Source organism: Reyranella soli, from assembly GCF_007992495.1.
GTDB lineage: Bacteria > Pseudomonadota > Alphaproteobacteria > Reyranellales > Reyranellaceae > Reyranella > Reyranella soli.
Map to the genome: position 1 here is coordinate 15,175 of NZ_BKAJ01000027.1, position 18,727 is coordinate 33,901.

The 18,727-nt window shown below is 66.4% G+C and carries 15 protein-coding genes; 10 read left to right on the forward strand and 5 right to left on the reverse strand.

What is annotated here, in order from left to right; genetic code table 11:
• Positions 1 to 7: 7 nt before the first annotated feature.
• Together RSO01_RS07030 and RSO01_RS07035 are read right to left on the reverse strand one after the other, a co-directional pair.
• Positions 8 to 1,522, reverse strand: coding sequence for a 3-hydroxyacyl-CoA dehydrogenase (locus RSO01_RS07030; protein WP_147147589.1), 1,515 nt, complete (start codon positions 1,520 to 1,522; stop codon positions 8 to 10).
• Between the two features lie 131 nt (positions 1,523 to 1,653).
• Positions 1,654 to 3,564: a propionyl-CoA synthetase gene (locus tag RSO01_RS07035; protein WP_147147591.1), complete on the reverse strand. Its 1,911-nt coding sequence runs from the start codon at positions 3,562 to 3,564 to the stop codon at positions 1,654 to 1,656.
• Positions 3,565 to 3,645: 81 nt separating this feature from the next.
• On the opposite strand from RSO01_RS07035, the gene RSO01_RS07040 reads away from it, so the two are divergent.
• From RSO01_RS07040 to RSO01_RS07065, 6 genes are all read left to right on the forward strand, one after another.
• Positions 3,646 to 4,467 carry a TorF family putative porin gene (locus RSO01_RS07040; protein ID WP_147147593.1) on the forward strand — a complete coding sequence of 274 codons (822 nt, stop codon included), beginning with the start codon at positions 3,646 to 3,648 and terminating at the stop codon, positions 4,465 to 4,467.
• A gap of 10 nt (positions 4,468 to 4,477) precedes the next feature.
• A complete protein-coding gene (locus tag RSO01_RS07045; RefSeq protein WP_147147595.1) occupies positions 4,478 to 4,987 on the forward strand; it encodes a hypothetical protein in 510 nt (169 codons plus the stop codon).
• Between the two features lie 112 nt (positions 4,988 to 5,099).
• The gene (locus RSO01_RS07050) at positions 5,100 to 6,419 is read left to right on the forward strand and encodes an LLM class flavin-dependent oxidoreductase (protein ID WP_147147597.1); all 1,320 of its coding nucleotides are present in this window, start codon (positions 5,100 to 5,102) and stop codon (positions 6,417 to 6,419) included.
• Positions 6,420 to 6,481: 62 nt separating this feature from the next.
• Positions 6,482 to 6,790, forward strand: coding sequence for a hypothetical protein (locus RSO01_RS47130; RefSeq protein WP_170302897.1), 309 nt, complete (start codon positions 6,482 to 6,484; stop codon positions 6,788 to 6,790).
• Positions 6,791 to 6,917: 127 nt separating this feature from the next.
• Positions 6,918 to 7,883, forward strand: a complete 966-nt coding sequence (locus RSO01_RS07060; protein WP_147147599.1) for a Bug family tripartite tricarboxylate transporter substrate binding protein — start codon at positions 6,918 to 6,920, stop codon at positions 7,881 to 7,883.
• Between the two features lie 85 nt (positions 7,884 to 7,968).
• Entirely contained in the window at positions 7,969 to 9,525 is a 1,557-nt protein-coding gene (locus tag RSO01_RS07065) for an ABC transporter substrate-binding protein (protein ID WP_147147601.1), read from the forward strand.
• Positions 9,526 to 9,539: 14 nt separating this feature from the next.
• On the opposite strand, the gene RSO01_RS07070 is transcribed toward RSO01_RS07065, so the two are convergent.
• A complete protein-coding gene (locus RSO01_RS07070; RefSeq protein ID WP_147147603.1) occupies positions 9,540 to 10,001 on the reverse strand; it encodes a hypothetical protein in 462 nt (153 codons plus the stop codon).
• 250 nt (positions 10,002 to 10,251) lie between these two features.
• On the opposite strand from RSO01_RS07070, the gene RSO01_RS07075 reads away from it, so the two are divergent.
• Complete coding sequence (locus RSO01_RS07075; protein WP_147147605.1) at positions 10,252 to 11,013, forward strand: hypothetical protein; 762 nt, start codon at positions 10,252 to 10,254, stop codon at positions 11,011 to 11,013.
• 496 nt (positions 11,014 to 11,509) lie between these two features.
• Here the strand turns inward: RSO01_RS07075 and hutU are convergent, their stop codons facing one another.
• Complete coding sequence (gene hutU, locus RSO01_RS07080; protein ID WP_147147607.1) at positions 11,510 to 13,174, reverse strand: urocanate hydratase; 1,665 nt, start codon at positions 13,172 to 13,174, stop codon at positions 11,510 to 11,512.
• Complete coding sequence (hutH, locus tag RSO01_RS07085; RefSeq protein ID WP_147147609.1) at positions 13,171 to 14,715, reverse strand: histidine ammonia-lyase; 1,545 nt, start codon at positions 14,713 to 14,715, stop codon at positions 13,171 to 13,173. Before hutH ends, hutU begins: the two co-directional genes overlap by 4 nt.
• A 296-nt stretch (positions 14,716 to 15,011) precedes the next feature.
• On the opposite strand from hutH, the gene RSO01_RS07090 reads away from it, so the two are divergent.
• From RSO01_RS07090 to RSO01_RS07100, 3 genes are all read left to right on the forward strand, one after another.
• A complete protein-coding gene (locus tag RSO01_RS07090) occupies positions 15,012 to 16,676 on the forward strand; it encodes an acyl-CoA synthetase (protein ID WP_147147617.1) in 1,665 nt (554 codons plus the stop codon).
• 66 nt (positions 16,677 to 16,742) lie between these two features.
• On the forward strand, positions 16,743 to 17,291 hold the full coding sequence (locus RSO01_RS07095; protein WP_218037268.1) for a transposase: 549 nt from the start codon (positions 16,743 to 16,745) through the stop codon (positions 17,289 to 17,291).
• Between the two features lie 87 nt (positions 17,292 to 17,378).
• Entirely contained in the window at positions 17,379 to 18,725 is a 1,347-nt protein-coding gene (locus tag RSO01_RS07100) for a hypothetical protein (RefSeq protein ID WP_147147612.1), read from the forward strand.
• Positions 18,726 to 18,727: the final 2 nt, after the last annotated feature.

An 18,727-nucleotide genomic window follows, 5' to 3' on the forward strand; every position in this document is an offset into this window, starting at 1 on the left:
GCCCTAGCTAGTCCAGCGTCGTTGCGCTCATCCCCAGCTGCGCCCGCCGCCGCAGCCACTGGCTCGGCCGATAGCGATCGTCGCCGGTGATGGCTTGCAGCTGCAGCAGGATCTCGTGGCAGTCCTTGACGCCCAGCCAGTCGGCCAGCGCCAGCGGCCCGCGCGGGTAGTTGAGGCCGAGCGTCATGGCTGTGTCGACATCCGCGGCCGAGGCGATGCCGATCATCGCCATCTCGCAGCCGAGGTTGGCGATCATGGCGCACATGCGCTGGGCGATGAAGCCGGGCGAGTCCTTGATCAAGGTCACCTTGGCACCGGTGCGCGCCAGGATGGCGGCCGCGGCGTCGCGCACCAGGTCGTCGGCGCCGGGCGCGGTCATGATGGTGAGGCGCTTGGCGATGTCGCCGGTGAGGTCGATCGCCACGGTGCGCCTGGGATCGAGGCCGCGCTCGACGACTGTCGTGGTGCAGTCCTTGCCGACCGGCGCCACCAGGATCGGGCTTTTGCCGTCGTCGGCACCCAGCGCCTGCGCACCCGCGGCCATCACCAGGCCGACCAGCTTCTCGTTGTGGCTGTCCATCACCACGACGCGCGTCGCCGGCACGACCGACGGCAAATGATCGGCGCCGGGATCGACCTTGGCGCCCTTGGCGTCGTAGCCGTACCAGCCGCCGCCGGTCTTGCGGCCGAGCCGGCCCGCCGCATAGAGGCTCTCATGATAGGGGCTGGGCGTCATGCGCCGGTCGTGGAAGAAGCCTTCATAGATGATCTTGCGCGCCGGGAAGTTCACGTCGATGCCGGTGAGGTCCATCAGCTCGAACGGCCCCATGCGGAAGCCGCAGCTGTCGCGCATGACGGCGTCGACCTGCGACGGCGTGGCCCTGCCCTCCTGCATGATGCGCAGGCCTTCGGTGCCGATGGCGGTGCCGCCGAGATTGACCAGGAAGCCCGGCGTGTCGCCCACCACCACGGGCACGCGCGTCTGGCGCTTGCCCAGCGCCACCATGGCGTCGGTCACCCACTGCGCGGTATCGGCGGCGCGGATGACCTCGACGAGCTTCATCAGCGGCACGGGATTGAAGTAGTGCATGCCGCAGACGCGGTCGCGATGCTTCAGCGAGCGCGCGATCGAGGCGATGCGGATCGACGAGGTGTTCGAGGCGAGGATGGTCTCGGGCGGGACCACGGCTTCCAGCTCGCCGAACAGCTTCTGCTTGACCTCGAGGTTCTCGAATACGGCCTCGACGATAATGTGGCAGCTCTTGAGGTCCTCGAGCTTGTCGGCGACCGCGAGGTTGGCGTCGGTCTTGGCGAGATCTGCATCGGTCAGCCGTCCTTTGGCGACGAGGCCCTTCAGCGTCTCGAGGATCGCAGCCTTGGCTTTTGCGGCACCGCCCGCTGCCGCGTCGAACATGACGGCCTTCATGCCGCCCTGCGCCGTCACCTGCGCAATGCCGCGCCCCATCGCGCCGGTTCCGACCACGCCCACGACCAGATCGGAGCGGTTCACATCGAGAGCCATACGTCCTCCAGAAACAAATCGACTGTCGTCGCTAAACGATCGCTGTCATCCCGAGCGTAGCGAGGGACCTTTCCTGTGGCCTTAAAGGTCCCTCGCTACGCTCGGGATGACAGTCTTACTCGAAGCAGCATCTAACCCTTCCCAGCATACCCCGCCGTCTTCAGCCCGCCCGTGATCTCATCGAGCGCCGCGGGGTCCTCGATGGTGGCTGGCATCTTCCAGGGCTCGCCGTCGGCGATCTTCTGCATGGTGCCGCGCAGGATCTTGCCCGAACGCGTCTTGGGCAGGCGCGGCACGATGATGGCAGTCTTGAAGAAGGCGACGGGGCCGATGCGGTCGCGCACGAGCTGGACGACCTCGCGCACGGTCTCCTCCCTCGGCCGGTCGACGCCCGCCTTCAGCACCAGGAAGCCGAACGGTACCTGGCCCTTGAGCTCGTCGGCGACGCCGATCACGGCGCACTCGGCGACGTCGTTGTGGCTGCCTAAAACTTCCTCGATCTGGCCGGTCGACAGGCGATGGCCCGCGACGTTGATCACGTCATCGACGCGCGTCATCACCGAGACGTAGCCGTCCTGGTCAATGAAGCCCGCGTCGCCTGTCTTGTAGTAGCCGGGATAGTCCGCGAGATAGGCCTGCCTGAAACGCTCGTCGGCGTTCCACAGGGTCGGGAAGGTGCCCGGCGGCAAGGGCAGCTTGGCCGCGAGCGCCCCCACCTCGCCTTGCTTGGCGATGGGCTTGCCTTGCTCATCCAGAACCTGGAGATTCCAGCCCGGCGCCGGCACCGAGCACGAACCGAGCTTGACCGGCATCGGCTCCAGCCCGACGAAGTTGCCGCAGATCGCCCAGCCGGTCTCGGTCTGCCACCAGTGGTCGACGATCGGCACGCCCAAAAGCTTCTGCGCCCATTCGATGGTCGGCGGATCGCCGCGCTCGCCCGCCAGGAACAGCGTGCGGAACTTCGAGAGGTCGTACTGCTTCAGGAGCTTGCCGTCGGGATCCTCCTTCTTGATGGCGCGGAACGCCGTCGGCGCGGTGAACAGCGCCACCGCCTTGTGCTCGGAGATCACGCGCCAGAAGGCGCCGGCGTCGGGCGTGCCGACCGGCTTGCCCTCGTAGAGGATCGTGGTCGCGCCGTGGATCAGCGGGCCATAGGCAATGTAGCTGTGGCCGACGACCCAGCCCACATCCGAGGCGCACCACCAGATCTCACCGGGATTGACGCCGTAGAGATATTGCATCGACCAGGCGAGCGCGACTGCATAACCGCCGTTGTCGCGCACCACGCCCTTGGGCTGGCCAGTCGTGCCCGACGTGTAGAGGATGTAGAGCGGGTCGGTCGCCTTCACCGGCATGCAGCCGCGCGGCTGCGCCGCCGCCACCGCCTCGTTCCAGTCGAGGTCGCGACCCTTGACCAACGAGGCCGGCGCCTGCCAACGCTGGAACACGATGCAGCGCGGGATCTTGTGCGTGGCAAGCTCGATCGCCTGATCGAGCAACGGCTTGTACTTCACCACCCGTCCGGGCTCGATGCCGCATGACGCCGTCAGCACCAGCTTGGGCGCGCAGTCGTCGATGCGGGTGGCGAGCTCGTTGGCCGCGAAACCACCGAAGACCACCGAATGCACGGCGCCGAGCCGGGCACAGGCCAGCATGGCCATCACCGCCTCGGGGATCATCGGCATGTAGATGATGACGCGGTCGCCCTTGGTCACTCCCTGTTCGGCGATGGCGCCGGCAAGCTTGGCTACCTGATCGCGCAGCTCGCGGTAGGTGAAGCTCTTCTTGCGGTTGGTGACGGGCGAATCGTAGATCAGGGCCGGCTGCTCGGCGCGGCCACGCTGCACGTGGCGGTCGAGCGCGTTGTAGCAGGTGTTGAGCTCGGCCCCGGCGAACCAGCGATAGAACGGCGCCTTGGAGGCGTCGAGCACCTTGTCCCAGGGCCGCGTCCAGTCGATCGCCTTGGCCTGCTCGGCCCAGAAGGCCTCGGGGTCGCTGAGCGAACGCTGATGGAGCGCACGGTATGTGTCGCCGACGGCCATGACGGCATTTCCTCCCTCGATGCGACAGGCTTAGCGTTGCCCATGGACCACCGCAATCCGGATGTGTGACCATCCGGCGCGATGCCCTGCCCTGCCCTTCGATCGACCGCCCCGTGCCTGTTCGGTCTGGTTCTGTCCCTGCTCTGTCTGGTCTGCGGCGCGGAAGCAGCGCTGGCCGACACCGACGAGCGCTGGCCCGCCCCGTTCGGCGGCTTCTTCAATGCCGCCTTTACCTTCGCCACTGACTATTCCTTCGCCGGCATCTCGCAGACCAAAAACGCGCCGGCCTACCAGATGAGCCTTGACTACCGCTCGAAGGACTTCGGCTTCGACATCCCGGTGTGGTTCTACGCCTCGGGCTGGGGCAGCAACATCGACTTCCCGTCGACCGGCCAGGGCATCGAGGTCGACGTCGCGGCCGGCTTCAAGGCCCGCGCCTTCAACCGCAAGCTCAGCCTCGACCTGGGCTACGTCCGCTACACCTTCATCGGGCCGCCGGCCGACCTCGGCTACAACTACGGCGACATAAACCTGAACATCGGCTACGACTTCGGCTTCGCCTCGCTGGCCGGCCGCGTGCGCTTCAGCCCCAGCTCGTTCGCCGACTCCGGCCAGTCATGGAACAAGCGGGCGCTGCTGACGGTGCCGCTGCCCTTCCTGAGCTTCAATGAGAACATCACCTTCAAGACTTACGGCTCGCTCGGCAACCTCTCGGTCGACCGCTTCGCCGCCTATGGCCTGCCGAGCTACGATTACTGGTACTGGCAAATCGGCTTGGTGACGTCGGTCTATGGCCTCGACGTCATGGTGGCCTATACCGACACCAGCATCGACCCGGCGGGCTGCGCCTATACCAGCTATTGTTCCGGCCGGGTGTTCATGAGCGTCACCAAAGCCTTCTAGGGAGAGCGTCATGCGTCGCGTCGTGCAATGGATCGGTCTGGTGCTGCTGCTCGCGGGAACGGCAAACGCACAAGGCTGGACAGCCTTCAGCCCGGAGGGCGGCCGCTGCAAGATCGACATGCCGGGCACGCCGAAGGTCGAGACGACGCCGCTCAACTCGCCCGGGCAGACGCTCACCATGACCGAGGCCAGGGTACAGGCAGGCGGCGCCACCTTCGCCATGTCGTGGATCGACTATCCCGAGCGCACCGCCCTCTCCGCCTCGAGCGACGTCATGCTCGACAAGGTCCGCGACGGCATGGCGGCGGGCAACACGCTGCGCAGCGAGAAGAAGCTGACGCTGGGCCGCGCCCAGGGCCGCGAGTTCACCCTGGCCCAGGCCAACGGCACCACGACCGCGGTGCGCCTCTACTGGGCGCGCAATCGGCTGTATCAGCTCGGCGTCACCGGCCGCGCCGGCGTCGAGAGCCAACCGGAGACGCGGCACTTCTTCGAGTCCTTCGCGCTTGTGCGTTCTTAGGAATGCCAAATTCCCGATGCAGGTCCTGTTGTCATCCCGAGCGCAGCGAGGGACCTTTACCGTTGCCTAAAGGCCCCTCGCTGCGCTCGGGGTGACAGTCTCGGAGCTGCCGATGCCCAAGCCCATGATGCACCTGGCGCAGTTCCTGGTGCATGGCCCGACCTACCACAGCGTCGCCATGTGGCGGCATCCGCGCACCGCGGCGGCCGGCTATGACTGGACCCACCCCGAGCTCTACCAGCACATCGCCCGCGTCTGCGAGCGCGGCAAGCTCGACATGCTCTTCTTTGCCGACCTCAACTACATCTCCGACACTTTTTCGGGCTCGCTGGCGCCGGCTATCCGCAACGCCACGCAGGCGCCCGAGCACGATCCCATTCCCTTGCTGTCGTTCATGGCCGCCGCGACCACGCATATCGGTCTCGGCGCCACCTACTCGGTGAGCCATCAGCATCCCTTCCATGCGGCGCGGCTTTGGGCGACGCTCGATCACCTGACCAAGGGTCGCGCGGCGTGGAACGTCGTGACGACGCTCAATCACAACCAGTCGGCCAATTACGGCGAGGAGATGAAGCCGACCGACGAGCGTTACGACCGCGCCCACGAGTTCATGGAAGTCTGCCGCAAGCTGTGGGCGAGCTGGGACGAGGATGCAGTGATCATGGATCGCGACGCCGGCATCTTCGCCGATCCCGCCAAGGTCCATCGCATCGACCATGAGGGCCGCTTCTTCAAGTCGCGCGGGCCATTGAACGTCGTGCGCTCGCCGCACCACGGACCGGCCATCCTGCAGGCCGGCACCTCGGGCAAGGGCCGCGACTTCGCCGCGCACTACGCCGATGCGGTGTTCGCCATCCAGCCCTACATCGCCGGCGCCAAGGCGCTGTACGACGACATCAAGCGCGGCGCGGCGGAGGCCGGCCGTCCGCCGTCGGCCTGCAAGATGCTGTTCGGCGTGCAGCCGATCATCGGCGCCTCGCGCGCCGAGGCCGAGGACAAGCAGGCCGAGCACAACGCGCTGGTGCCGTTGGAGGGCGGACTCGCGATCCTCTCCGGTCATCTCGACTTCGATCTCTCGACCCTGCCGCTCGACACCGTCATGGCGCACCGCACCGAGCCCAAGCTGCAGCGCATGCAGACGCGCTACCGCACGGCCACGGGCGAGCTTCTGACCCTGCGCCAGGTCGCGCAGAACCATGGCCAGAGCGTCGGGCTGCCGCAGATAGTGGGCACGCCTGCGGACATCGCCGACCAGCTCGAAGTCTATTTCGACCAGGTCGGTGGCGACGGTTTCATGCTGTCGCCGATCTATTGTCCCGGTGCGATCGAGGAATTCGTCGACCTGGTGGTGCCGGAATTGCAGCGCCGCGGCCGTTTCCGCCGGGAATATGCCGGCACCACGCAGCGAGATCACCTGAACCAGGACTTCTGACCGCGGGGATACATCGTCCGGGCCGGTCGTAAAGATCAGAGAACCCGAGATTTGGAGAGGGAATGCGCGGTATCGGATATCGATTGACGGACATGCTGGTCATCGCTGCCTGCAGCCTGACCTTCGTCGCCGTCGTCAGCCCGTGGCGCCACGAGCCCCAAGGCCCTCCGATCGGCCTGATCGCCCAGGACCTCGGCACGACCCCCGAGCATTTCCAGCAGGTCGCCGAGAAGATCGTGCCGCGCCGCCCCGCCGGCTCACCGCCGACCGAAGCGCAGAAGAGGGAGCTCGCCGCGGCTTTGGACGTTTCCGTGGAACAGCTCGATACGGTGATGGAGAAGTACCGGCCGGATCGGTTGAAGCAGCGTTAGGCGTCTTGCCGGACCGTGGGCCTCCAGGCCCGCATCATGATCATGAGCGGACCTGGAGGTCCGCGGTCCGGCAAGACGCATTCCCAGCAAAGCGTTATCCTCCCGCTCAACAAAGCGGAGGAAACGAATGATCGGTCGTCGAACGGCGACGGTAGGGGCACTCGCTGCCCTGCTGCCCAACAGCAGCCGCGCGCAGCCGGCCTGGCCCACCAAACCCATCCGTCTCATCGTGCCCTACGGACCCGGCGGCTCGGCCGACCAGGTGGCACGTCTCTATGCCGAGCGGCTGAGCGCCGTGCTCGGCCAGCAGGTGATCGTCGAGGACAAGCCCGGCGCCTCGGGCGGCGTTGGGGCGGCGATGGTCGCGGGCAGCGCACCCGACGGCTACACCTTCCTGCTCGCGCCCACCGCGATCCTGGCGATCACGCCCGGCGTTCGGCAGGTGCCGTACAAGTCCGACGACCTGGTCGCGGTGTGCCGCCTGTCGACGGCACTGCTGCCGATCACCATCACCAACGCGCTCGGCGCCAAGACCTGGCAGGAGTTCGTGGCGCTGGCCAAGGCGAACCCCGGCACCTACTGGTTCGGCTCGTCCGGCCTCGGCACCATCACCCATCTCACCGGCGAGGTGCTGACCCGCACCGCCGGCATCAAGATGCAGCACGCGCCCTACAAGACCATCGTCGATGCCACGGGCGACATCTTCGACGGTCGCATCCAGATGGTGTTCGATCCCTCTTTCGTGCCCTACGCCAAGGCCGGCAAGGTGCGCACCGTGCTGATCGATGCGCCGACCAGGCTCGCCGACCTGCCGGACACGCCGACGGCGCAGGAGGTCGGTCTGGACCTGAAAGGCTTCGCCAACCGAGCGTGGTTCGGCCTGTTCGCGCCCAAGGGCCTGCCGCCCACCATTGCCCAACGCATCTCCGACGAGGTCGCGCGCATCGCCGACACGGCCGACATGAAGGACAAGCTGCTGATGGTGGCGCAGTTCGCGCACCACCAGTCGCCGGCCGAGTTCACGAAACAGGTCGCCGACGACAAGGTCTACTTCACTGCGCTGATCAAGGATCTCGACATCAAGCTGGAATGAGCGGTGAACGCACACGCCTGTCACAAGTCTGTCAGCACCGCAGGCTAGGACTGATCGTGTGACGATAACGATGAAGTTGCCGACGATGGGTCGAGTCTCACGCCGCCACGTCCTCGAAGGCGGCCTTGCGGCACCGTTCGTGTTGAGCCGCGGGGCGCTCGCCCAGAACGACCAGCGCCCGAGGCTGCGCATCGCGGTTGCTGACCTGCCACCGACGCTGGAGCCGGCTCGCGAGCTATCCAACGTCGGCACCCGTGTCGTCTACTCGATCTATGACACGCTCCTGCGTCGCGACTTTCTCGGCGCGACCGACGGCGGCGGCTCGTCGCTGAAACCGCATCTCGCGACCGGGTGGGAACGGCGCAGCAGCCGCGAACTCGTCGTCACGTTGCGCGAGGACGTGCGCTTCCACAATGGCGACACGCTCACGGCCGAGGACGTCACCTTCACCTTCCGGCAGGGACGGATGTGGGGCGACGCGCCGCTGTTTCCCGAGGCGCGCGCGTTCTTCGGCGTCCTCGAGGCGGTCGAGCCACTTGGCCCCTATCAGCTACTGTTCCGCACGCGCCAGCCGGATGTGCTGCTGGAGCACCGCCTCGCCTCCTGGGCTTCACAGATCATCAACCGCCGCGCCTACGAGGAGCTGGGCCAGACGCGATTCGCGTTGGCGCCGGTCGGCACGGGCCCCTACAAGGTGCGCCGCTTCAGGCTCGGCGAACGGCTCGAGCTCGAGGCCTTCAACGCCTACTGGATGGGACGGCCGACCGCTCGCGAGGTCGTGTTCCAGTCGGTGCCCGAGGTCGCGACCCGGGCGGCCGGTCTTGCGTCCGGCGAATTCGATCTCGTCACGAACGTGCCGCCCGACCAGATCGGCGAGTTCGAGCGCATGCGCCACGCGGAGCCGCGCTCGGTCGTGCTCGCCAATTCGCACCTCATCACCTTCGACGAGCGCGGTCCGGCGATGGCCGACAAGCGCGTCCGGCAGGCGCTTTCCCTGGCGATCGATCGCCGGCTGCTGGTCGACACGCTGTGGCTCGGCCGGGCCGTCGTGCCGCCCGGCCACAACTACCCCGAATACGGCGACATGTTCCTGTCGGGCCGCACGCTGCGCCACGATCCCGAGGCGGCCCGCCGGCTGCTCAAAGCGGCGGGTTATAGCGGCGAGCGAATCGTCTATCGCACTCTGCCCAACTACTACACCAATGCGCTGCGCGTCGCCCAGATCGTGATCGAGATGTGGAAAGCGGTCGGCATCAACGCCGCTCTGCAGGTGGTCGAGAACTTCTCGCAGATGCAGGCGGCCGGGCAGCAGGTCGGCAATACCTCCAACTCGACGCGGTTTCCCGACCCGCTCGGGGCGCTGTGGCCGTCCTGGGGACCCGACAGCGGCCCTCAGCGGCGTGGGGAATGGACCACGACCACAGCGTTCAACGAGGCCGGCCGCGCGCTCGAGGTCGAGACCGACCTGGCGCGACGGCGCACTCTCTTCGGCCAGATGCTCGATGCCTGGGAAGACGAATGCCCGGCAACGATCATCTACCAGCCCCTCGAATCCTACGGGGTGCGCAAGAACGTGAGCTGGCGTCCCTACACCTTCTATTTCATGGATCTCAGGCCGGACAACCTCTCCTTCGCCGGTTGACCGCGAACGATCCGCTAGGACTTGGGAGCGGTTGGCGCAGGCTCCGGAGCCGCCGGTGCGGTGGCGGGCGGCGAGTCGGCGGGCGTCGTCTGCGATGGCACCGATTGCTTCTTGGCCTTGGCGTCGCGGTCCGCCGCGTTGCGCTGCTCGCGTTCCTTGGCGTCGCGCTCGGCGGCCGCCTTGTCGGCGGCTTCCTTCTGCGCCCGCTGCCCACCCTTCGCACCCACGACCGAACCAATTGCCGGCGTGGTCCCGCGAGTTTCGTTCGCCGGGACGACGGTTTGCTCGGCCTGCCGGCCCGGGTTGGCCGCCGGCAAGGTCCCGGTCGGTGCGATCTGACGGTCGGCGCCCGGTCTCGCCTTGCCGACAGGCGCGCCGCCGTCGAACCAGCCGCAACCGGCCAGGAGCGCGACCGTCGATACGGCGAGCAGGCCGCGCCAGATGTATTTGCCCATGAGGGTCCGTTTGCCTCGCATCGGTGCCTCTCGCAAGTCAGATGTTCAGCGGTTTAGACCCTTTTCTCGCGCGCATGCATCCCGATGACTCACATCGGCACTGGCATCACGGAATACTATCCCCCGACAATACTTCCTTGAGGATCGGATGAGCGATGTTCGCGCCTCATGGTAGTCTCGAGCCGAGCGGCTGGTGGTACGCGGAAGCCTGATCCGCACGGGACCGTCCGCACGGACGAAATCTACGGATGCGTCATGTGGAGGGGCGACGATGACGAAGCGGCCAACTGTAGTCCTACCTGACTACCCGCCGATATTGCTCGCCCCGATAGACTTGAACAACAGCAAAGCGATCACCCAATGCCTTGATGCGCTGGCAATTCACTACCACCTAAATCCGCCTTTTGGCGGCTTTTTCACCCCTACATTCAACCATCCCTATGCTCAGCAAAAGGTTAGCAAAGAGGAAATGCATGATCGCTGGATTAGACTCGCGTTTTGCCTAATGCAGGACTTTGTTCCTGCTTTGCGAAAAAGACGGAAGGGCGGCCGGCCGAAGATGCCGCCCACTAGGGTCGACTACCCTCATGCCCACGCCGCGCGTCTTGTCCAAATCGTTCTTGCTCTTCGTCGTATGCTCGCTGCCAAGGGAATGCCTTCGACAAACATTGCTGCGTTCAAGCAGCTAGCGTGGCTTCTCAAGAAAGACGCTGCTCCCGAATGGCGATATGGCAATCTGAAGAAGGCTAGCGCGTTTGCTCAGGCCTGGAAATCGATCCCCAAGAGCGTGAAAGACCGCCCAGATTCTTACCTTCCGCCCTCTCCTAAGCGTCCGCCCGTCATCAGGCGATTCAAGGCTGACGGACCCGAAGTCGGCATCAACTTGCCGAGTCGTCCCAACGACAAAAGCCCTGATTTGATCCGCAAGTATGATGATTTTCTCGCGCCCGGCTTTCTGACGCCGTTGCAGGGCGATCAAGACCATCCACTTTGGCTCTATTTACCGTCCATTCCCACGGAGTTGGCAAAGTAGCGAAACCCGACGACAATTCCGATACGAGTTTTGACACGGTAGCAAAATAGGGCGACCTATACGGCTACCGTCGCGTTTCCCTATCGCTGCGTGTGTCGCGATAGAGGACCCTATGACTGATAACGACGACTCGAATGACTGTCTGATCGCCCCGTCACATACGCGGCGCCGAGCCATATCGAAATCCAGACGAGCCAACCGCAAGAAAGATTGCGTCCAGCGAAGTATGGATAGCAACCACTATCTAGCCGAACGCGCTCTGCATGAACTAGCCGAGGCAAATGCATATTTGAAAGATGTGCGAGCCGCCGCTTGGCTGATCATGTGGCTGCTTATTGAGCTAGCAGCGCGGCTTTCCTGACGAGCGTAATAGCCGCATTCCCACACACGTCTTGGCCGACTTTCGATGGGTCTAGCTACTGGGATTGCCGGCTCTCAGCACAACGAGCTCGCGTTTCAACTTGTGCCTGTAGGCGTTGAACCGAAGCGCGATAGGTCAGATGTTCAGCAGCTTCAACCCCTTCTCCCGCGCACACGCAATCGCATCTTCGTAACCCGCATCGGCATGGCGCATGACGCCGCTCGCCGGGTCGTTCCACAGCACGCGCTCGATGCGGCGCGCCGCTTCCGGCGTGCCGTCGCAGACGATCACCATGCCGGCATGCTGCGAGAACCCCATGCCGACGCCACCGCCGTGGTGCAACGACACCCAGGTGGCGCCCGAGGCGCAGTTCAGCAGGCCGTTCAGCAACGGCCAGTCGGAGACGGCGTCGGAACCGTCGCGCATCGATTCGGTCTCGCGGTTGGGGCTGGCGACCGATCCCGAATCGAGATGGTCGCGGCCGATGACGATCGGGGCCTTGAGCTCGCCCTTCGCCACCATCTCGTTGAAGGCGAGGCCCAGGCGATGGCGGTCGCCGAGGCCAACCCAGCAGATGCGCGCCGGCAGTCCCTGGAACTTGATGCGCTTCTTCGCCATGTCGAGCCAGTTGTGCAGATGCGCGTTGTTCGGCATCAGCTCCTTCACCTTGGCGTCGGTGCGATAGATGTCCTCGGGATCGCCCGACAGCGCGGCCCAGCGGAACGGCCCGACGCCGCGGCAGAACAACGGACGGATATAGGCCGGCACGAAGCCCGGATAGCTGAAAGCGTCGGCCACGCCCTCCTCCAGCGCCACCTGGCGGATGTTGTTGCCGTAGTCGACCGTCGGCACACCGAGCTTGTGGAACTCCAGCATGGCGCGCACGTGTCCCGCCATCGATTGCTTGGCCGCCTTGGCGACGGCCTCGGGCGCGCTGGCTCGCTTGGCTTCCCACTCGGCCAAGGTCCATCCTTTGGGCAGGTAGCCGTTGATCGGATCGTGCGCTGAGGTCTGGTCAGTCAGGCAATCAGGTCTGACACCACGGCGCAGCAGTTCCGGCAACACGTCAGCCGCGTTGCCCAAAAGGCCGACCGACACCGCCTTCTTTTGTGCGGTCGCCTCTCCGATGATTGCCAGCGCCTCATCGAGATCGCGCGCCTGCTTGTCGAGATAGCCGGTGCGCAGGCGGAACTCGATGCTGCTCGGCCGGCATTCGACGGCGAGGCACGACGCGCCGGCCATGGTCGCGGCCAGCGGCTGCGCGCCGCCCATGCCGCCGAGCCCCGCGGTCAGGATCCAGCGGCCGGCGAGACTCCCTTGATAGTGCTGGCGCGCCATCTCGACGAAGGTCTCGTAGGTGCCCTGCACGATGCCTTGGCTGCCGATGTAGATCCACGAGCCCGCCGTCATCTGGCCGAACATCATCAGGCCCTTGCGGTCGAGCTCGTTGAAATGCTCCCAGGTCGCCCAGTGCGGCACCAGGTTGGAGTTGGCGATGAGGACGCGCGGCGCATCGGCATGCGTGCGGAAGACGCCGACCGGCTTGCCCGACTGCACCAAAAGCGTCTCGTCGGCCTCGAGATCGCGCAAGGCGGCGACGATGCGGTCGAAGCTCTGCCAGTCGCGCGCGGCGCGGCCGATGCCGCCATAGACCACAAGCTCGCCCGGCCGCTCGGCGACTTCGGGATCGAGATTGTTCATCAGCATGCGCAATGGCGCTTCGGTCAGCCAGCTCTTGGCCGTCCGTTCGGTGCCGCGCGGCGCGCGGACGGTGCGGGTGTTGTCGAGACGCGTGGTCATGTCGAACTCCGGTCGAGAGACGGAAGGATATCGTCGCCGATCGCATCGATCAGCGCGCCGCGGCCGACCAGGTCGGCGGCGCGGGCGAGATCGGGCTGGAAATGGCGGTCGTCGTCGAGATGCGGCACGTGCCGGCGCACCAGCTCGCGCACCCGTTCGAGCATCGGACTGGAGAGCAGCGGATGATGGAAGTCGCAGCCCTGCGCCGCCGCCAGGAGCTCGATACCGATGATCGACCGGCAATTGTCGGTCATCTCCATCAGGCGGCGCGCGCCGTGCGCCGCCATCGAGACATGGTCTTCCTGGTTGGCCGAGGTCGGGATCGAATCGATGCTGGCCGGATGGGCGCGCTGCTTGTTCTCGGCGACGAGCGCCGCCGCCGTGACCTGCGGAATCATGAATCCTGAATTGAGTCCGGGGTTGGGCGTCAGGAACGCGGGCAGGCCCGACAAGGCGGGATCGACCAGCATGGCGATGCGCCGTTCAGTGAGCGAGCCGATCTCGCAGAGCGCCAGGGCCAGGATGTCGGCGGCGAAGGCGACCGGCTCGGCGTGGAAGTTGCCACCCGACAGCGCCTCGTTGGTGTCGGCGAAGATCAGCGGATTGTCGGTGACGCCGTTGGCCTCGGTCGCGAGCGTCGCCGCCGCATGGCGCAGGATGTCGAGCACGGCGCCCATGACCTGCGGCTGGCAGCGCAAACAGTACGGATCCTGCACGCGCTCGTCGCCGACCAGGTGCGAGACGCGAATGGCGGAGCCTTCCATCAGGCGGCGCAGCGCGTGCGCCGCCTCGACCTGGCCGGCATGGCGGCGCAGGGCGTGGATGCGCGGGTCGAACGGCGCATCGGAGCCGCGCGCCGCGTCGGTCGCGAGAGCGCCGGTGACCAGGGCGGAGCCGAACAGCATCTCGGTCTCGAACAGCGCGGCCAGCGCATAGGCGGTCGAGAACTGCGTGCCGTTCAGGAGGGCGAGGCCTTCCTTGGCGCCCAGCACCAACGGCGACAGGCCGACCTCGGCCAGCGCCCGGTCGGCGGGAACCACGGCGCCGTCGATGAAGAACGAGCCGACGCCGATCAGCGTCGCCGACATGTGGGCAAGCGGCGCGAGGTCGCCGGAAGCGCCGACCGAACCCTGGCACGGCACGACCGGTGTCAGGCCCTTGTCGAGCAGCGCCTCCAAGAGACGTACGGTCCCGCTGCGCACGCCTGACGCGCCCTGCGCCAGGCTCGCTAGCTTCAGCGCCATCATAAGTCTCGCAACGGAAACCGGCATCGGCGGACCGACGCCCGCGGCATGCGACAGCACGATGTTGCGCTGCAGCTTCTCGAGGTCGGCGGCCTCGATGCGTACGCTCGCCAGCTTGCCGAAGCCCGTGTTGATCCCGTACACGGGCTCGCCCTTGGCGAGGATGGCCGAGACCGCGCGGGCCGAGGCGTCGATCGCGGTGTACGCCGCCGGATCGAGAGCGACCTCCGCGCCACGATAGATTTCACGCCAGGTTGCCAACGGCACGGTGCCCGGGGAAAGCAGGACAGGACTCATGGGCCGATGGTAGCGGCCTGCTCTCGTCTGTGCGCTAAGGAAAAACTAGTGGAGACCCGGCCGTTTGTGTGAAAGTGCGCGGCGCCGAGGAAGTCGGGCAACGGGAAGCGAGCATGGCCAAGGGCAAGTCGAAACAGGGATCGGGCAAGGGCAAGAAGCCGGCCAAGCGCAAGGCGGCCAAGGCGAAGAAGCCCGTCGTCCGCAAGCCTGCCGCCAAGAAGAAGGTCGCGGCGCCAAAGCCGGTCCCACGTCCGGCGCCTCGCCGCTCGGTCAAGAACCGGGCATCAGTGACGCGCATGCCGTCGCCGCGGCCCGCGCCGCACAAGGCGCAGCAGCTCTCGGCCAACATCTACGAACGCGACCTTGGCAAGACGCCCGCCAACTACGCAGCCCTGACGCCCTTGCAGTTCATCGAGCGCAGCGCGGCCGTCTATCCCGATAGCATCGCGCTGATCCACGGCGCGCGTCGGCAGAGCTGGGCCGAGACCTATGCGCGCTGCCGCCAGCTCGCCTCGGCGTTGGAGAAGGTCGGCATCGGCGTCGGCGACACGGTGGCGATCATGGCGCCCAACATCCCCGAGATGTACGAGGCGCATTTTGGCGTGCCGATGACCGGCGGCGTGCTGAACTCGCTGAACACGCGTCTCGACGCGGCGATGATTGCCTTCATCCTCGACCACAGCGAGACCAAGGTGCTGCTGGTCGACCGCGAGTTCCACAAGGTCATGACCGAGGCGCTGGCCATCGCCAAGGTCCAGCCGCTGGTCGTCGATATCGACGACCCGCTGTGCGAGGACCGTGCGCAGATCGGCGACACGACCTACGAGGAATTCCTCGCGACCGGCGACGACGACTACGCCTGGGACTATCCGGCTGACGAATGGAACGCGATCTCGCTCAATTATACGTCGGGCACGACAGGCAATCCGAAGGGCGTGGTCTATAGCCATCGCGGCGGGGCGCTGTCGGCCTACGGCAACGCCACGCAATGGGCCATGGGCCTCCATCCGGTCTATCTCTGGACCTTGCCGATGTTCCATTGCAACGGCTGGTGCTTCCCGTGGACCCTGGCGCTGGTCGCCGGCACCTCGGTCTGCCTGCGCCGCGCCAACGCCAAGACGATCTACGATGCGCTGGCCGCGCACAACGTCACGCACATGTGCGGCGCGCCCATCATCATGCAGTTCATCATCGGCGCCACGGCGGATGAGCGCCAGCCGCTCAGCCGCAAGGTCGAGTTCATGACCGCGGCGGCGCCGCCGCCCGCCGCCGTGCTCGAGGCGCTGGAGAAGGAGAATTTCCGCGTCACCCACGTCTATGGGCTCACCGAGGTCTACGGCCCGGCGACTATCTGCTCGTGGCATGAAGAATGGGATGCCAAGCCGTCGCACGAGCGCGCCCAGCTCAAGGCGCGCCAGGGCGTGCGCTATGCCGCCGAGGACGGCGTCACGGTGATGGACCCCACGACCATGAAGGAAGTGCCGCGCGACGGCGCCACCATGGGCGAGGTGATGTTCCGCGGCAATCTCACCATGAAGGGGTACCTGAAGAACGCCAAGGCGACGCGCGAGGCGTTCGAGCACGGCTGGTTTCATTCCGGTGATCTCGGCGTGTTGCACGAGGACGGCTACATCGAGCTGCGCGACCGCTCCAAGGACATCATCATCTCGGGCGGCGAGAACATCTCGACCATCGAGGTCGAGGGCGTGATCATCGAGCATCCGGCGGTGGCCAACGTCGCCGTGGTCGCCAAGCCCGACGAGAAATGGGGCGAGACGCCCTGCGCCTTCGTCGTCCTGAAGCCCGGATCGGCCGCCACGGCCGACGACATCATCGCCCACTGCCGCGCCAACCTCGCCTCCTACAAGTGCCCGCGCTACGTCGTCTTCCGCGACCTGCCCATGACCTCGACCGGCAAGGTCCAGAAGTTCGTCCTGCGGGAATGGGCGAAGCAGGTGTAGCTCATGTCTTAACAGCAGGCCGCAGGCCTGCGCGGACCGCGGGCGTCCCGACCGCTTATGAGATCGATGCAACCCAAAGGCTGGCACTCACGAGGATACCTCCCTCATTTCGACTCAACCGAGACGGTTCAATTTGTCACCTTCCGACTGGCCGACAGCTTGCCCGCTCATATCGCGAAGGCTCTTCAGGACCGTGACCATGTGTTGCCGCGACTGGAACGAGAGCTCGACGCTGGCCTTGGAGCCTGCTGGCTGAAGCGTCCGGACATCGCGTCCATGGTCGAAGATGCCCTGATACATTTCGACGGTGCGCGCTATCGACTGCTCGGCTGGTGCATCATGCCTAACCACGTTCACGTAGTGATCGAGATCGTCGATGAGCATTCCCTGACGGGGATTGTCGGCAGCTGGAAGTCGTTCACCGCCAAACGGGCCAACAGCCAGATCGGCCGGTCTGGACCGTTCTGGCATCCCGACTACTTTGATCGATTTATGCGGGACGAAGGGCACTTGGCCCGAACAGTCGTTTATGCGGAGCACAATCCTGTCAAAGCGGGACTGGTAGCTGAAGCATTCAACTGGCGCTGGAGTTCAGCGCGCTTCCGAAAGACATGAGCGGGCGAGACGCCCGCGGTCCGCGCGGGCCTGCGGCCCGCTGAAGACATCGCGTCGCCATAATCGGCCGGCTATTTTGGCGGTGGAATGGCTGGCCAGACCACGTTGATCGTCACGACGCGCAGCGGTGTGCGCCCCCTGGGCGTGCGCGGCGAGCCGCTGCACAACGCCGCCCCGCAGCTTCGCCGCGTGGTGCGTCGCCGGCTTGGCGACGACGCGGCCGGCCTTCTGGCCGATCCGCAGGCGCACGAGGACGGCAAGGCGATCGACTGGTACGCCGACTGGCCAGGCGCGGTGCAGCCCTTGTCGGCCCTGACGGCCGAGCGGCGCGCCGAGGTGCTGGCCGGGGTCGAGCGCACGCTGGCTGAGATCCGCCGTCTCGGCGACACGCTGGCCGGCGCCGGCCCGCGCGAGGACATGGGCGTCGTCGGCCTGTCGCTGCAGCTCGCCGCGCGTGCGCCGGCGCAATCATTCATCTTCCTGGTCGGCGAGCGGCCGGTGATCGTGTGCTGGGGCTACGAGAAGGAAGCCGCCGCTTCGTTGCTGCCGGCCACCCTGCCGCGGCCGCCGGAGCCACTGGCCCTCAACCCCGTCGGCCGCCGCCCCGTGCTCGAAGCGCCCGCCGTCACGGCGCTGCCGGCCCTGCGCCCGGCGAGTACGACCATCCCCTGGCTGCGCACCCTGCTGCTCGCCCTGCCGTTGATGCTCCTGCTGCTGGGAGCGGCCTGGCTGCTACGCGACCTGCTGCCTGCCGATCCATCGCTGTCGCTGGCAACCCGCGAAGGCCCGCCCGCGTCGCCGCCCGGCGAACCGCCAACCGACCCGATACCCACCCTGAAGGCCGCCTTCTCGACCGAACAGTCGCGCGAGCGCATCCTCAAGGTCGAGCTGTCGCTGATCGAAGCCGAGCTCAAGAAGCGCATCGCCGACTGCAAACCGCCGGAGCCGCCGAAGCCACCGCCGCAGGTCGCCGTCGCCCCGCCACCGCCACCTCAGGCGCAACCCAAGCCCGCGCCGCCGCCCGCTCCAGCGCCGGCGCCGCGCCAGACCAATCCCAACGACAACCGCCTGCGCCTGCCCGCGCCCACCAACGACTATTCCTTCATGTCGGGCTGCTGGCGCACCGATCCGTTCCGCCACGAGCCGATGCAGGGCCAGCCCGGCATCTCGTCCTACTGCTTCGACGCCAACGGCAACGGCCAGCTCGAATGGCGGCGCGGCCGCACCGCCTGCCGCACCCGCGCGCAAGCGCGCTTCGAGGGCCAGACGCTGCGCATCCGCGACGGCGATTCATCGTGCAACGACGGCTCGCGCTGGTATGCCGACCAGCTCGTCTGCCAGCGCGGCGCCGACAACGTCGCCCAGTGCAGCGGCCGCTCGCAGGGGCAGTTCGGCCCGGTCGTCTGGACGGTCAACCTGCACAAGCTGAACTAGTA